Annotated in this window: 18 protein-coding genes and 1 pseudogene; 11 read left to right on the forward strand and 8 right to left on the reverse strand. The window is 32.2% G+C overall.

Features of this window, described 5'->3' with window-relative positions; translation table 11 throughout:
- Positions 1-16: 16 nt before the first annotated feature.
- Positions 17-355 carry a Cd(II)/Zn(II)-sensing metalloregulatory transcriptional regulator CadX gene (gene cadX, locus B7696_RS02385; RefSeq protein WP_000711088.1) on the reverse strand — a complete coding sequence of 113 codons (339 nt, stop codon included), beginning with the start codon at positions 353-355 and terminating at the stop codon, positions 17-19.
- 11 nt (positions 356-366) lie between these two features.
- The gene (locus B7696_RS02390) at positions 367-981 is read right to left on the reverse strand and encodes a CadD family cadmium resistance transporter (protein ID WP_084861949.1); all 615 of its coding nucleotides are present in this window, start codon (positions 979-981) and stop codon (positions 367-369) included.
- A 28-nt stretch (positions 982-1,009) separates the two neighbouring features.
- Here B7696_RS02390 and B7696_RS10505 point away from each other — a divergent pair, with 28 nt between their 5' ends.
- Positions 1,010-1,183: a FanG protein gene (locus tag B7696_RS10505; RefSeq protein WP_071788300.1), complete on the forward strand. Its 174-nt coding sequence runs from the start codon at positions 1,010-1,012 to the stop codon at positions 1,181-1,183.
- Between the two features lie 251 nt (positions 1,184-1,434).
- Positions 1,435-1,812 (forward strand): annotated as a pseudogene (locus B7696_RS10695) (hypothetical protein).
- A gap of 460 nt (positions 1,813-2,272) precedes the next feature.
- Here the strand turns inward: B7696_RS10695 and B7696_RS02405 are convergent.
- The 4 genes from B7696_RS02405 to B7696_RS02425 all read right to left on the reverse strand — a co-directional run bounded on the left by B7696_RS02405 (position 2,273) and on the right by B7696_RS02425 (position 4,269).
- Positions 2,273-2,467: a hypothetical protein gene (locus B7696_RS02405; RefSeq protein ID WP_000469564.1), complete on the reverse strand. Its 195-nt coding sequence runs from the start codon at positions 2,465-2,467 to the stop codon at positions 2,273-2,275.
- The gene (locus B7696_RS02410) at positions 2,448-2,780 is read right to left on the reverse strand and encodes a hypothetical protein (protein WP_001220782.1); all 333 of its coding nucleotides are present in this window, start codon (positions 2,778-2,780) and stop codon (positions 2,448-2,450) included. The genes B7696_RS02405 and B7696_RS02410 overlap by 20 nt, the downstream gene beginning before the upstream one ends.
- Positions 2,781-3,139: 359 nt before the next feature.
- Entirely contained in the window at positions 3,140-3,979 is an 840-nt protein-coding gene (locus tag B7696_RS02420) for a phage replisome organizer N-terminal domain-containing protein (protein ID WP_001014727.1), read from the reverse strand.
- Positions 3,980-3,987: 8 nt separating this feature from the next.
- Positions 3,988-4,269 carry a hypothetical protein gene (locus B7696_RS02425; RefSeq protein WP_000005472.1) on the reverse strand — a complete coding sequence of 94 codons (282 nt, stop codon included), beginning with the start codon at positions 4,267-4,269 and terminating at the stop codon, positions 3,988-3,990.
- Positions 4,270-4,417: 148 nt separating this feature from the next.
- On the opposite strand from B7696_RS02425, the gene B7696_RS02430 reads away from it, so the two are divergent.
- Together B7696_RS02430 and B7696_RS02435 are read left to right on the forward strand one after the other, a co-directional pair.
- On the forward strand, positions 4,418-4,936 hold the full coding sequence (locus tag B7696_RS02430; protein WP_084861951.1) for a helix-turn-helix domain-containing protein: 519 nt from the start codon (positions 4,418-4,420) through the stop codon (positions 4,934-4,936).
- 51 nt (positions 4,937-4,987) lie between these two features.
- Positions 4,988-6,142 carry a tyrosine-type recombinase/integrase gene (locus tag B7696_RS02435; RefSeq protein WP_084861952.1) on the forward strand — a complete coding sequence of 385 codons (1,155 nt, stop codon included), beginning with the start codon at positions 4,988-4,990 and terminating at the stop codon, positions 6,140-6,142.
- A 615-nt stretch (positions 6,143-6,757) separates the two neighbouring features.
- Here B7696_RS02435 and B7696_RS02440 read toward each other — a convergent pair.
- Together B7696_RS02440 and B7696_RS02445 are read right to left on the reverse strand one after the other, a co-directional pair.
- Positions 6,758-8,485: an ATP-dependent nuclease gene (locus B7696_RS02440; RefSeq protein ID WP_084861954.1), complete on the reverse strand. Its 1,728-nt coding sequence runs from the start codon at positions 8,483-8,485 to the stop codon at positions 6,758-6,760.
- A gap of 292 nt (positions 8,486-8,777) precedes the next feature.
- Complete coding sequence (locus tag B7696_RS02445) at positions 8,778-10,100, reverse strand: hypothetical protein (RefSeq protein WP_048765052.1); 1,323 nt, start codon at positions 10,098-10,100, stop codon at positions 8,778-8,780.
- Positions 10,101-10,379: 279 nt separating this feature from the next.
- Between B7696_RS02445 and B7696_RS02450 the strand changes: the two genes are divergently transcribed.
- From B7696_RS02450 to B7696_RS10400, 7 genes are all read left to right on the forward strand, one after another.
- Positions 10,380-10,907 carry a hypothetical protein gene (locus tag B7696_RS02450; protein ID WP_048765055.1) on the forward strand — a complete coding sequence of 176 codons (528 nt, stop codon included), beginning with the start codon at positions 10,380-10,382 and terminating at the stop codon, positions 10,905-10,907.
- Between the two features lie 99 nt (positions 10,908-11,006).
- Positions 11,007-11,321: a hypothetical protein gene (locus B7696_RS02455; protein WP_048765057.1), complete on the forward strand. Its 315-nt coding sequence runs from the start codon at positions 11,007-11,009 to the stop codon at positions 11,319-11,321.
- Positions 11,321-12,406, forward strand: coding sequence for an AAA family ATPase (locus tag B7696_RS02460; protein WP_048765060.1), 1,086 nt, complete (start codon positions 11,321-11,323; stop codon positions 12,404-12,406). The genes B7696_RS02455 and B7696_RS02460 overlap by 1 nt, the downstream gene beginning before the upstream one ends.
- Positions 12,406-13,047: a hypothetical protein gene (locus B7696_RS02465; protein WP_084861955.1), complete on the forward strand. Its 642-nt coding sequence runs from the start codon at positions 12,406-12,408 to the stop codon at positions 13,045-13,047. Before B7696_RS02460 ends, B7696_RS02465 begins: the two co-directional genes overlap by 1 nt.
- 91 nt (positions 13,048-13,138) lie before the next feature.
- A complete protein-coding gene (locus tag B7696_RS02470) occupies positions 13,139-13,738 on the forward strand; it encodes a replication protein (RefSeq protein ID WP_048765065.1) in 600 nt (199 codons plus the stop codon).
- On the forward strand, positions 13,729-13,992 hold the full coding sequence (locus B7696_RS02475) for a helix-turn-helix domain-containing protein (RefSeq protein ID WP_048765067.1): 264 nt from the start codon (positions 13,729-13,731) through the stop codon (positions 13,990-13,992). Before B7696_RS02470 ends, B7696_RS02475 begins: the two co-directional genes overlap by 10 nt.
- Before the next feature lie 65 nt (positions 13,993-14,057).
- Complete coding sequence (locus B7696_RS10400; protein WP_192856270.1) at positions 14,058-15,275, forward strand: site-specific integrase; 1,218 nt, start codon at positions 14,058-14,060, stop codon at positions 15,273-15,275.
- The last annotated feature ends 99 nt before the right edge of the window (positions 15,276-15,374 follow it).

Genomic DNA, 15,374 nt, shown 5'->3' on the forward strand with positions numbered 1-15,374 from the left:
GTAGTAAAAATAGTTGTTATCCTAGTTGATTAAAAAAATCCCTGATTTCCTCATCTTTTATAAAATAATATATAATTTTCCCCTCTCTTCTAGTGCCCAAGATGTTTTGATTGGCTAGTTTACGAAGATGGTGGGAAGTAGATGCCATACTGAGATTTAGTAAACAGGCTATATCACAGACACAGAGTTCTTCAACAGCAAGAAGATAGAAGATGATATTTATCTGTTTATTATCGGTAAATTTTGTTAAAATGCGAAGTGATTTTTGGACTTTTTCCTTTTCAAGGTAGTTCGTTGCGGTTGTAATATTTTGCTGATTTATAACATTCACTTGGCAGATACTATCTTTTTTCATAATATTTTCTCCTAGCCTAATATAGTCCATAGTATGTCAAAACTGTTATTTTCAATCAGGATATATATCCCCAATCCTAAATAAACAACGGCAATAAACCATCTGCTATATTTTTCCAAAATTTCTCCAACAGAAGAGACTTGTGCCAATTTTTGGGCAGAAAAAACCAAGAGATAAATCATGACTAGAAAGGTAAATAAAGCTACTATCAAATTTGCTAAATTTAAGGTAGTAAAATATGGAACAAAGACACCAATATTGTCAGCACCACAACTTGCAAAAGTAATCATAGCGACTAGAAATATCAGGTTTTTATTATCTTTGCGCAAACCTTCTTTGGCAATAGCTTCTCCATCAGAATCTCCTAAAAGCAAAACTTTGAGACCTAGGAAAATTGGAATCAAACCGAGTAAACCTAAAATCTCTTTACTAGGAATATAATTTAAGACAAATGCAAAAAGCAAACTTAGCAATATTAGACTAACAGAGCCTAGAAATTGTCCTAAATAGATGTTAATGATGTCTTTTCTTCTTTTTCTTTTGGCAAAAAATAACATTAGGATAATAAGTAAGTCTACGGCTGTCCCAGAATACAGGATTATTGAAGTAACAACATTTTGAATCATAAAATACCTCATTCAAATATATTTTTGAATGTATTCTAACATTAAACTTTGTAGATGTCAACTTAAAATCCACCAAAATATAGATAAGAAGTTAGTGTACCAAATATTAAAAAGCCCTGCCATCGAAATGACAGCAGGGCTTAACTTCAATATCCAGATAATATATTTATCTAAAAAAGGTACAGTTTTTATTGATTTGTAGTGCGATATAATGAGTTTCCAAAAATCAAAAATCGCTTAAAATCAATATTTTGACATCTATTGACGTGTACTGAAACCCTTACTTAACCTCTGTAAGGATATAATTACAGTACCAGTATATCATAAATAATAACAAAATCTTGACTTTCCGAAACATAATGATTTTCCCGAAAGAAAGAGATCAACCTAAAAAATTACTGTCTTACTTATGTAATGTTTCTTTAATATAATATAGAAATAAAAAGTATGTAAATGAAAAGATTTATCACATTACTTTTAGTGTCTCTATCTACAATTTTATTAATTGCATGCTCTAACCAATCAAGCAATTCTTTAGATGGCGAATACCGTTGAATAAACGAGAGTAGAAATGAAGTTGCCTTTACCATTTCAGGTAACAAAGGAAATAGCAACAAAGGAGAGGCCGACACCTTTACAATTGATAAAGACAGTGCAACAATCGAACCGACTGGCTCTAATATCATAAACCGAAAAGAGAATTATACCTTCAAGGATGACGTATTCACTGTAGATATTTCAGGAACAAAGCAGGAGTATTACAAAAAGGATAGTGAAGAAATACAGCGACAAGTAAAACCCTCAAACTATTTGATATTCTTTATACAATAAAAACGCTTTTGTACTGACCCCAAAAGTTAGATTTTTTCTGTCTAACTTTTGGGGGTCAGTACACACCCGCATAGCGGGTATTTTTTTGTCTCGCACCTAGCGGAGTGAGACAGGCTAATAGTCACATAATAAAAAATTTACTTAAAGTCAGATTTTAAATACTTTAGAATAGTTCTTTCTAAAACTTACTCCCAAATTTTTTTGCTCGTATAATTCATCAGGGGTTTGGGGATTCCCCAAAATTCAAATCATCCCAAAAAGTACATACACTTTGTGTATACAAATTTTAGGATGATTTTGGGAGTGTGTGTATACAGACTCTGAGCTCGCAAAGTCATATTATGAGAAATCTTTCCTTCTCGATAAAATAATCCCAAAAATCAATTTGACTGTCATTTGTGTGTACAAATATTTTAAGAAGATATATAAAAACGCTGCAAAAATTTTTTACAGCGTTTCCTTATTTTAAAATTCTCATATGTCTTTCTTTTTTATGGTTAGCATCATAGTATTCTAGCATCGCATGATACAAACGAGCCTTCGTCTTATCTTGTTGTTTAATTCCATGAAGAAATAATTCTGCACGCTTTAATTTCAATATGTATTCGCATATCTGATCAAAATCCTTATCCATATTACTTTTGAAAATAAACATCTTTTTCCTCCATCACATCAACTATTTTTTGCATCAAAATAGACATATCCATTTTGTTTTCATAGCTTATTCTCCCAACTACAGTTGCAAGACGGGCTATAGAATTGATATTCTTTCCGACTTGTTCCAACTCTTCTGTTAAAGGAACTAAACCTTCAAAAGAGACTTTTTGGATGTTCAAATCTGTTCGTATTAATTTTTGTCTAGCAAACTCAGAAAAATTACGAATATTTTCCTTCCTCATACAATCATTTAATTTTTTATTTTCTTCTTCCGTCAAAAACACCTGTTTCAACACAGATTTTATTCTCATGGTCCTATCACCTCGTTTTCTTATTTAGTCGTTTTACAAGTTCTTTCACTTGTTTACTTGTCTTCTTTTCATATTCTATCATCAACTCAACGCAGTAGTGAAATATCCTTACATTATCCAAATCTTCACTTTGTTCCGCTATTCTTTCTAACTGACGTAAGTTATTGATAATTCTTCTAACTTGAAATATAAAGTCATGATAAGATTCAAAATCAAATTGAAGATAAATAGGCGAACTCTTAAACAACATTTTCCTAGCATAAGAAGAGAAATTTAGATGATTTGTCATTTCAATCAAGTTATTCACTATTTCATTCTGCTCTTCAGTGATATAACATTTCTTTAGAACAGTCCTATATCTACTCATTTATCATATACTTCTTTCGGGCATTTTCATGGGCAATAGCTTTGCACTCCAGCATACGTTCCTGCTTTAAATTCTCCATAGACTTAAATAAATACGCTAAAGGAGAAGTCGCATCCTCAGGAATCCGTTCAATCATGCTAATAACTTCATCACTAGTTACATACCCACTAGCCAAATACTCGCCTATCTTCATCTTCTGAGCATGTGTTAAAGTGTAATTGTTAGGATACAAAAATCTATCATTGTACTTATAAGAAATGGATTCTAACAAAGAATAATATTTGGGTGGAATATAAGTTTCAGGCTTTCTAGAACTATTATCCAGTATATTCTCAATCTCTTTCTTATTCTTACTCTTGTTCTTAATCTCTTGCGTTACATTATCATTTTCATCCGTTACTGTAACGTTACAGTCTAAAACGAGTTGTGGCTCGCCTGTAATTAGTGCTTTTTGTTTTTGTCTATGACGAGCAACACGTTCCCTAGTTTGTTTCCTAATCTTTTCTAGTCCATCTATATTCTGATGTTTCTCCCATTTTGGAATGGTAATAGCGCCATCTATGATTTCTATCATGCCAAATTCTTCAAACATACTGAGAGCTAATTTTACAGATGTAGCCTTTCGTCTAAACACTGTTGAAAGCATCTCTTCTGTGTAATAAACCTTGTTCCCTAGACTTAATATGCCACTATTATTTTGCTTTCCTGCAAGCACCAGAATTTTAAACCATATTACAATAAGCGTATCTCCTTCTGGCATTGATTCTATTAGTTGAATTTTTTCATCATCAAATATATCTGTTGTTATCTTGATCCACTGAACACCATTCATACGAGTACCTATCTTTCATATTGCTTCAACCATCTTGTTACTGCTCTTTTATCGTATAAAGTCACTCCATCAATCACCATGGTTGGCATTCCTTCTTTCGTCCATTTTTGGATTGTAGTTGTAGATACATCTAACCACCTAGACAGACCTGACATACGAACCATGGGTTTATAAAGCTCTTTATCTTCAAATACTCTTGCTACAGCATTTGAAATCATCTCATCATAGTGAGCACGTAATTGCTTCTCTAATTCTTTAGGAAGCTGGACAACTAAAGTAGTTTCTGACATAAATTCACACCTCATTTCTAAATTAAATAAGCTCCGAAACTATTTAATTTGTTATTCATTTTGAATTATATATCCTTTTTGAATTTTTGTCAAGCTTTTTTTATTCAAAAAGAATAAAATGTGTTATAATGATAAAAAGGAGGTTCTCATGAGCAATCATATTACTAAACTAATAGAAGAGAGCGGAAAAAAATTGACAGAAATTAGCGAAGCTACAGATATAGCCTATCCTACACTTTCTGGATACAATCAGGGAATCCGCAAACCTAAAAAAGATAATGCGGAAAAATTAGCAAAATACTTTAATGTTTCCGTCGCTTACATTATGGGACTTGATAGCAACCCACACGCTCCATCAAATCTTAAAATTGTTACAGATAGTTTCAAAACATCTAAAATTGGTTCTGTAACACCTTTTAAAAGCGATATGGAGAAGTTAAAGAAAAGTATCGAATTTGGTGAAAGGTCATTAACACTGCCACTTGATGATAGTTTTTCAGATGAATTTCGTCACCTTTTTTCAGAATACCTAGCTGAGAAAAATAAACATTTTATGTCTGAGTTTATAGACTATATGAATCACCAAAATAAAGACTCTAAAGTTTGGCAGAGCTGGATTAAAACAGACGAATACGCTATCCGACAAGAAGATAGAAAAAATAGATAGACACTCATTTCTCAATTACATAAGCTCCGAAAACTTAGATACGGAGAAGAAATGTCTATACACAAATACAAAACAAAAAAAGGAATTCTTTACTATGTCAGCTTTTACATTGGCTTAGATGCTTATGGAAAGAAAAAAAGGCACTTAAAGAGAGGATTCAAAACCAAAAAAGAGGCAAAATTGTACGAAGCTCGTTTAGAAGCTGGTGTCGTCGCCCCCACAGTAAATACCGACAAATCTAACCCCAAAGTCACTTATAAAGAACTTTATCAAGAATGGTTTAAGGCCTATGTTGGTACCGTTGAAGAAACAACTTCATCCCAAACTAAGAATATCTATCGAATACACATTCTACCAATATTTGGAGATAAATTTATTGACCAAATCAGTCCTTTAGACTGTCAAAATTTTATCACACAAAAATCTCAGACTTTCAAAAATATCAAACAGATAAAATCCTATACCTCAAAAATTTTTGATTTTGCAATCAATATGAACTACATTGATCGAAATCCAATGAAGAATGTTATCATGCCTAAAATCAAAAAGACAAAATCAGATAATTTTTGGTCACTAGAGGAATTGCATCATTTCCTTGATATAGTGAAAGAAACTGAGCCATTTAAACATTTTGCTTTATTTAGACTTCTTGCATTTAGTGGACTACGAAAAGGGGAGTTATACGCTTTAAAATGGGCTGATATTGACTTTGATAGCAATCTCTTAAACATAGACAAGAGTCTAGGAAGAATTGACGGTAAAGCGATTGAAAAGAGCACAAAGAATGAATCTTCAGTTCGCACAATCTATCTTGATGATGAGACAATAGATATTATTAAGCAATGGAGAAATTTCTATCTGAAAGAACAATCTCAGTTGCCTCTTACAAAACTAAATATCAGTAACGAATATATGTTCTCTTACATATCAAGCAATGACAAAATTGAACCTTTGCATGCTGATTACATTAATAACGTACTAAATCGAATTATTAAAAAGCATAGATTAAAACCAATTAGCCCACATGGGTTTAGACATACACATGCAACACTTATGTCTGAAATTGGAATCGATCCTTCTAATACGTCAAAACGTCTCGGTCATGCAAGCAGTCAGATGACATTAGATGTCTATACTCACACCACAAAAACTGGTGAGAAAAACTCTATTGACAAATTTGCAGATTATCTCAATAAAGCAAAATAGAATTATGATTTTTAAAATTTAGAAGAGGTTATCAGAAGGTTATCACAAAGCTATTCGAGCTCAAAAATCGACAAAAAAGCACTTTGCAAAATCTTTGCAAAGTGCTTTGAAACGTTGATGTAATCGTATTGATTAACGTTTTGAGAATTGTGATGCTTTACGAGCTTTCTTAAGACCTGGTTGGGGCACCACTTATTTCATCTAATTTCAAAGTGCTTTAAAATCAACGTTTTCATGGGTTTCCAAAAAGTAAAATTTCAACTAATTTCAATCAATTTCATCAAAATAAGGTAAACTTTCGTCAAAAATAAGCAAAAATCGAACCAGAATATCAAAAGTTTACCTTATATAGATTTTCGCTATATTTGCATTCTATACTTCAACCGAGTTCACTAATTCTTTATTGTTTAATTAAGTTCAAAATAAGATGCAGATAACAAAAATATCTGCATCTTATTTTTATAAATTTCTTCTTCGTGCATCCAAAAGCAATAGTAACACCTTTCATTATATACACATACTCTGGTTATATTGAACAATTTTAAGTGAATCATTTAAATTGATTCTTCCTTGACCAAAGCAATTCACTTGGCATGACACCTATTTAGACTCGCATTAATCCATACCATTCCACAATCTAATGCGATAAACAATTTGTTTTATACGGTCCTCTAAATCTAGAATTTTCAAATCAGACTCATTCATATATTTCACCAATTTAATTGACTCTGTTACTTTATTTCGTATATAAAAAGTACCTAACTTTTTATTTGATGAGGCATCATTTAGAAAATCATCAATTTTTTCATACTGCCCAATTTGTTTATCTACTCTATATACTTCTTTTATTAACCTTTGTGATAAATAATTTTCTATCTCTTTCCCTTGCGTCACCCAAACTAAAGAATTATTTTCTTTAAATTCGTTCTTGATTCTAGCTTTTGAACGATTAATTCTTTGTTTAGAATCTGTTTTATCACTATCTATAACAATAATTGAATGTCTATTAGCTCTAAAAAGCTGTATCATTTCTTTTTCCTCACCTATTTTTCCGGTTAAATGAGAAAGTAATCGACCGCCGTAAAATAAAATCTGATAATGTAGATTTTCTTTTATTTCGCCTTTAGAGTAAAGTTCAATCCACTTATTCAAATAAATTCTATCCGATGGACCTTCTACCCAAATAACAGCATTAGATTGTAGTAAATCACTTGCTCTAACTCCTAAATTCATTAACACATCTTCATTTTCTATAAACGATAACGCTGAATTCGTTACAACTCCGTCGGTTTCTTTTTTTATATGAGTAATCGTCACATTATGTTTCCCACTAAACATATTCAAGGGAACATTAGAGTGCGTTGTTAAAAATATATGAGTATTATTCTTAATAGACCATTGATATAAAAATTCAAAAAGATTTCTTTGGATTGTCGGGTGTAAATTGTTTTCTAATTCTTCAAAAACGAATACAAATCCATCAACCTCAGGCTTACTCTCGTTTACTCTCACCCCCCTTTCTCTGACCTCTAACAATAACTTTATTAATACTAATAGTATCGTCCTTAGTCCGCTTCCTGAGCTAGATATTGGTATCTTACCATTTTCATTCAAAAGCATTATCTCCCAAGTTGTCACATCACGTCCAGTTGGCTCGATTTCTTGACACATAATTCTTTCAAATTGATTTTCAGGTCGCATTATCAGATTAAGGGCATTCAACATTTCTATCTCAACTATCTCATTAGGAAGACTTCCAACATTCAAATATTGTCTTAATAAATTGGTTGCACCTTGCCCATCCTCTTTGACAATTTTATTACTACTCTGAGGTTCAGGTATAAGATTTCTGTCAGCTGACAATTTTATAATTTTTTGGTATTGCAGTTTGGATAAATAATTTGTTCCTAAATCAACAAATTGCTCAACATTTTGACATTTTTGCATCAGCTCAGTTGAAGCACTCTCAATCTTCAGCAAGTGAATCTGTTCCTCTCCTATAGTATTAATAGGCGAGTAATTAAATGTTATCTTTTTTCCGATAAACTGACTTCCAAATTCAAAATAGTTTCCTCCAATATATCCTCCAGATGTATTTGCTGAAAATACTCGTCTTATATCGTCTTCGGTTGGAATAAATGTAAACTGTATTTTAGTTTGATTTGTTAATCCCACTTGTGACTCTTCTTTGTTTACCAACATGTCAAGAGCTTGTAGGAGTGTAGATTTTCCAATATTATTTTGACCAACCAAAATATTAAAATTACTTATTGTGTCAAAACCAACTACTTGATGGCCTATATTCTTATAATTTGATATCTTAATTTCTTTTAGTTTCTTCATGTTTTGTCTTATTTCAATTTTATTTCTATTGAAAGAAATACAGCTTTCTAACTATCTATCTTCGAATAGATTAAATTCCTTAGAATTATACAACTTCTTAAATTAGCCGTCAATTTATTTCCAGTTAAAAGACTTATCTAATTTCTTAATACATTATAATTATAATTATTATTTTTAATACTAATAAATCCTGTAATTACTATTATATTGGTAACCTAAAACATATGTTTAGTTTCTGTCTAGAGAGTTAAATAGGCAATTTTATTGTTTTCTATAAACATATTGGACATAATTATTCATAAATTTTTCTTATTTCTCGAGCTAAATAGCTATCTGGATGTCTTTTTATAAAATATCTTTCTCTTGCAAATCCATTGTTTCCCCTTTGTAAGCTTTCATAAATCAAGGGTCTCAGGAGCTCTTTATCTCCTGTTTGAATATATTTTAAGATCTCATTGCCATATTGGTATTTTTTGACATAACCTAAATAATTACCTTGCCAATGAGAATCTTCCTCTCTAAAACTTTGGAAACTACTCATTAAATGAAGTAATTTTTCTGTCAGTTCTAATATGTATGTCGCGTATATGGCATCTATATCTTCATAATCTAAATATTCATCAGTATACTTACCCAAAACATCATCAATGTTATCCTTATTTAGAACATTTAGCAAATTATCATCCCATACCTTATTTCCATATTTCTTTCTAATTTCAACTGATTCCATATCACCTTGGTACAAACGCATCTCCTGTTGAATTGAAATTATTGATTCTAAACTTTGATAAGTATTATTTTCATGAATATATTTTTCTTTATAACCGTAATAACTGCCATCATTAATGAATTTATCTATTTTTTTCTTTAAAATTTCATTGTAAAATTCGTTCAGATAAACATCAATAAATGCTATTTTATTAATGTTTTTTGATTCATTTTTTACACATTCTTCATAAAATTTCCAAAATAAGGTACTAACATTAAGAACTTTTTCTGTAGCCCGAAAAATCCCTGTCATAAATAATTCATAATGCTCTTCAAAAAGTATACCATATACTTTTTGAACATCAACAACGTCTAATCTTATTTTTTCAAATTCAATATTAAGTGGCATATATCCTAAAACTATTCTCCATAGATTTTCATCATAAGATTCAAAAAGAATATCTAAAATAATAATAGATGATAGGAAAGATGTGAGTTTCCAATGTTCGGAATAATCACCAAAGCAAATTTCATCATAAGATTTAAACATTATATTACGCGCTATATATTTCTTTTTTTCATTACTAACTAAACCTAATTTTGTGCCATATTCATCCAACTTGCAATTATTCAAAACATCTTCTATTGTATTAGGAGTATAAAGATATGGATTCTTTGAGGTTACCATCCCTCTTCTAATAAGACTAATTAACGGCGAATTGCTTGAAGAAATCTCTCTATTCGTAAGTTTTTTATATTTCTTATTTACTTTCTTTTCTTGACCTGTATACCAGTAATATTCTGTTGAAGCCCTTGACTTACGTTCCTCATTTATAATTCTAATTTTAGAATCTAGCCTCAATGAAGCGCAATCAATAAAATACTTCTTTGTCCTTTTAAAAATCATACTCTTCCTTTTTAAAACGTGGTGTTTTTTAGTTGTTATTTTATAAAAATTACCTTAATTATACCACGTTTTTCACTTTATAATGTAATTATCCATATTTCAATGGAAAATTATGAAGTCCAAAGGTGCACCAAAGGACGGATTGAAACTCAGAACATAGCTACATCTTCAGGTATTCGCTATGTCAAATGTTTCACCGTTTCTTTGGTGTGTTTTTTTCATACTTAGCTCGGTAAACGACTGTGTTTCTCTTCCGTCCAAGGACGGAAAGGAAGTAAAATGGCATATAAAAGTGTAATAGAGGAATTATATTGTAAGCTACTCGGACAATCAATCCATAAACGACTTAAAGAATTACAAATATTACAAAACCAAATAGGTTACGAAACTCCTGAGGGAGAACTTGAACTTTTATCAGAAACAACTGTTGGGCAAATAATCAAAGGAAAAAGAAATATTAGTTTTAATGCTTCGTTAGCTTTTCAAACCAGTTTAGATTATAAAAATCCAAGGGAACTATTTTTCCCGAGTATTGAATTCGAACTACTACTAATTGAAAATATAATATCTACAATTTTGATAGATCCTACGTTTGAAAATACTTTTCTAAAAAAGTTAATAGCAAAAAAATTTTCTAATGTCTCAAAGAAAGAAGTAGCGCAAATCATTGAAAAAAATAAAGAAATTTTTCTAGACTCCTTATCAAGCTTTATTTCAGATTTCCCAGAGGAAGAAACTTCGCATCAAATAGCTGAGAAATTAACTTATTGGTTATCCGAATTAGCCTGTCTCATACCAAAAATTTAAAAGTAGACTGTCAGGAAAACTGACAGTCTACTTCATGAAATTACGTTAAACTAAAATTGTTCTTAGCTAAGACAAATAATTAAACACGAGGTAAATCTAATGAAAACATGCAATCGCAAACGTGGCTACTCAGTCAATACTGCCAATGAATATATTGACAACAAGCAGGGCATTCTCTGCTTAAGTACCGAACTAGAAGCACAAATTAAATTTGAAGACGGTCAACCAACAGGAGAAATTATCGCTTATAAAGCTTGGTTCTCACAAAAAGGACTTCCGCCCTTCACCGTCAAATTCGAAGCTGAAGTGGAGCTACCACCTTATATGGCATTGGTACAGTTTGATAATCTACAAGCATGTGAGATGAACTATAACGTTTACTTTAAAGCTGATGGCATTAAGGAGGTTAAATAATGGTATCTAAAACAGATGCCGTCTTGCAATCATACTTGCTCCAGAGCCTTAATATGGCTCTTGGAGCCTTGATGCAAGGCGAAACAAGTTATACAAACAGTTTTAACATTGCCATTCAAGAAAACGGTTTCATCTTCATCCCACGGCTTCCCTGTGCCTATATTTTAGATGATGAACTCTATAATAAAATTTTCTTGATTGCTAACGCATCCCTATACCCACATTATACTTTATTGAAGCAAAATGCAACATACTTTGTCCCTCTAAAAACGGATGATATCCATGTTCAGCGAGGACTCTTCTTTCCGTGGAAGGTGGGAATTTCAAAACGATTGGTCATTCCTGACCTTGATAGATATACAACAAGTTTGCCCAAAAATCAAATTCCAATTATGGAAAATTTTACGCTTAATCTTGATAAGGTCAATCACATTGCAATCTGTGGAAATAGTGGGTCGGGTAAATCTTATGCTCTTACCTATCTACTGAGTGTACTCAAAAATCAATCTGATTTAATTATCGTAGACCCAAAATTTGATACGCCTAGTCGTTGGGCTCGTGAACATCAAATTGCCGTGATTCATCCCGTTGAAAATCGGTCTAAGTCCGATTTTGTATCAGAAATTAATGAGAAATTAAGTCAATGTCTAGAACTGATTCAAAAACGTCAAGCAATCCTATACGAGAATCCACGTCATGAGTTCACTCATATGACAATTGTGATTGATGAAGTTCTTGCATTATCCGAGGGAGTCAATAAGACGATTAAAGAATCGTTTTTCTCACTCTTATCTTCTATCGCACTTCTTGGACGTGCTACAAGGATTCATTTATTACTTATTTCACAAAGACTCGACCACACTACGATTCCCATTTCTGTTCGTGAACAACTTAATGTCCTCATCCAGATTGGCAACATTAACAAGAAGACGACACAATTTCTATTTCCCGACCTCGACCCAGAAGGTATCGTTATCCCTATTGGTCATGGAACAGGTCTGATTCAAGTGATTGATAACGAACATCCTTATCAGGTTCTTCCACTACTATGCCCAACATATTACACAAAGAAAGGAATTCTTTAATGGTGAAAAAATCTTACTTCATGAGGACATTCAACCTCAATATCAATCTAATTTTAGTTTCATTTCTAGCAGGATTTATAGAATGGTCTCTGGATTTTCTATCAAATCAGTTTAAACTAAATCCTCTTAGTTTTTTCGACCTTTCCCAGTTCAATAGCTATTTAGATTTTGGAAGCAAGTATTCTTATACAGCAATGTCCTTCCTTCTACTTACACTAGTTGTTTCTGTAATGTTTGAAATTCTGAATCGATTTCGATTTGATAGTCTATTAAACTATTTTAAATCCGTATACTTTACATTCAAACTTCGTCAGTTTCTAACGCAACGTGAAAAATCAGAAAAAATAACCACGATTGACAATCAGAATATAACTACCTTCAATCCCATAAATAGTAGTTTTAATCGCTGTGCACACAAGAGTATCGTAGACATACGAAAAGACGATGTAACAGTTTTTGTCAAAGTTCCTAAAGATCAGCAGGGACAAAAAATTTTGGGTGACATGACCTCTCAACTGAAAGAAGAAGTTTCAAGTCAGCATCCTGACTACTACTTTTCAGCACCTAATCGGATTCGTAATAAACTATGGTTAGTTGGTAAAAAACGACAAAAAGGGGCTATGGCTTGCGTTAAGCAGTAGCCAGATAGCCCCTTCTAGCATTATACTAGATAATTGGGGTTACTACGACCCCCAATTATCCTGTAATCAGTAATCAGAAAGGTATATCAAAATGGGAAAAGAACAACGCTCCAGCAAGTGGACATTTCTTTTTTACAAAGAAAGTGCCCCTGCTGACTACCTTGAAGTTCTTGAAGAACTACACATCCCCTTCATTCTGAGTCCTTGGCACGATAAAGACGTTAACCGACAAACTGGGGAACTGAAAAAATCTCACAAACACGGGGCTTTCTTCTTTGATTCTCTCAAAAGTTATAAACAAGTTTCTGAGCTAATCAAGGACAAGTTGAATGGCCCTGCTCATGTAGAAATCGTACAATCACCCAAAGGACTTTTTGACTACTTCATTCATGCCGAAAATAAGGAGAAAACTCAATATGATATAGATGATATTGAAGTTGGATGTGGTTTTAATCTCGATAAATTTCTTGTAGAAAATAACTCAGATGATTTCATGCATGAAGTTGTGGATATTATTGAACAGAATGACTTCACAGAGTTTGAAGAACTCGTCTGGTATGCACGTTCTAATCACACACCACTTCTTGGACTTATCATTGAGCGCACCTACTTTTTTGCTAAGTATTTGGATTCACGTCGATGCAATCCAATGAGGAACCAAGATAAGAAGGAGGATAATAAATGCAAGTAATCCTACCAGATGAGCAAATTCATCAAATTCAACTATTACTCTCCAATCTTATTCAAAAAGAAATTAAACAACAATTAGAAAAAAATACCTTAAGTTGTCCCTATTTGAACAAACAACAGACTTGCAACTATTTGGGAATTTCCAACAATACTCTTGATTCATGGATTCAAAAGGGGCTTCCATCCATCAAAATTGGAAAAACAATTCGATTCCACAAAGACTCTATTGACTGCTGGCTAAACGGTAACAACTAGAAAAATCAAGATTTTTATTTTATAATGGTCATGATATTTTCTGGTTCGATATAAAGGAGAATATCATGACTATCAGTAAGACAAAAAACGGAACTTACCGCTTAAAAGTCTATATACCAATAGAAGCACGAATGCCTCTTGGCATCGTTAATAATAATTATTATGATAAAAGGTTTAAAACAAGAAAGGAGGCACGACAAGCAGAAATTGACCTGCTTACTAAGTTAAATCAAATAGAAGATAATGAATTTACAGGACTATCGAAAGGAGATATTCTTTTCTCAGACTTCTATAACAATATCTGGTGGGACTCCTATAAAACAGGACAAACTACATCTACTTCAAAACCACCAAGCAGGTCAACAATCGCTAATACCAAAACCTGTTTTGAAAAACATATACTACCACTTCTCGGAAACTATACGATACAGTTTCTAAATCAAAATAAGCAAGTTATCCTAAATCTAATGACATCTAAAGCTAACGAATATGCAAACTTCAAAACTTTACGAAGTTACGTTATTTCTATTTTTGATTGGGCGGAAGAACTTGAGTATATTGAAGCAAATAGAGTTGCAAAAACTTTAAGACGAATTAAAGCTGTCAGAAAAATTCAACTTGCAGAATCAAAACGTGATGAAGATTTATATTTAACTCATGAGCAACTCCAAGAATGGTTCTCAGCTTTTAAAGAAGATTTAGAGAACGATAAAATATCACTCAAAGATTACGTCCTTTTTTATCTCACTTTTTTTCTTGGAGATAGAAAATCAGAAACATATGCTCTCCAGTGGAAACATATCGACTTTTCAAAATCTCAGATTCAGTTAATTCAGGCTTTAGATAGATACGGACAAGTAAAATCTACTAAAGGAAATAAAAAAACTATCTTTTCTATTTCTAGCGACTTACTTCAACTTCTGACTTTATGGAAAAAACAACAAAAATATGAATTGGCAAAGTTTGGTATCATCAGTAATCCAGAACAATTCATCTTCACTTATATAGATACCAGAGGGAATATTAATAAACCCTTACATTCTGACTATCTCAATAATAAGATGAAAAGCATTAGAAAGCGACACCCAGAGCTTACACACGCTACGCCACACAAACTACGTCATACAGGAGCAACACTGGCGAAACAAGCAGGAATGAGCTTAGAAGCCATTTCCGAAGCTCTGACTCATAGTGACACTGGAACAACTCAGATTTATGTCAATACTTCTAATGTAGTTCCTATGGCAGTTGGTGAGTTCGCCTTAAAATCTCTGAAACAATAAGGTAAAAATAAGGTAAATTTTGAGGTGAACTTTTTAAAAAATCGCTAAAAAAGCACCCATGAGGTAAACTCTTGAGTGCTTTGAAACGTTGATATAATC

The organism is Streptococcus mitis (genome assembly GCF_002096815.1).
Lineage (GTDB): Bacteria > Bacillota > Bacilli > Lactobacillales > Streptococcaceae > Streptococcus > Streptococcus mitis_AD.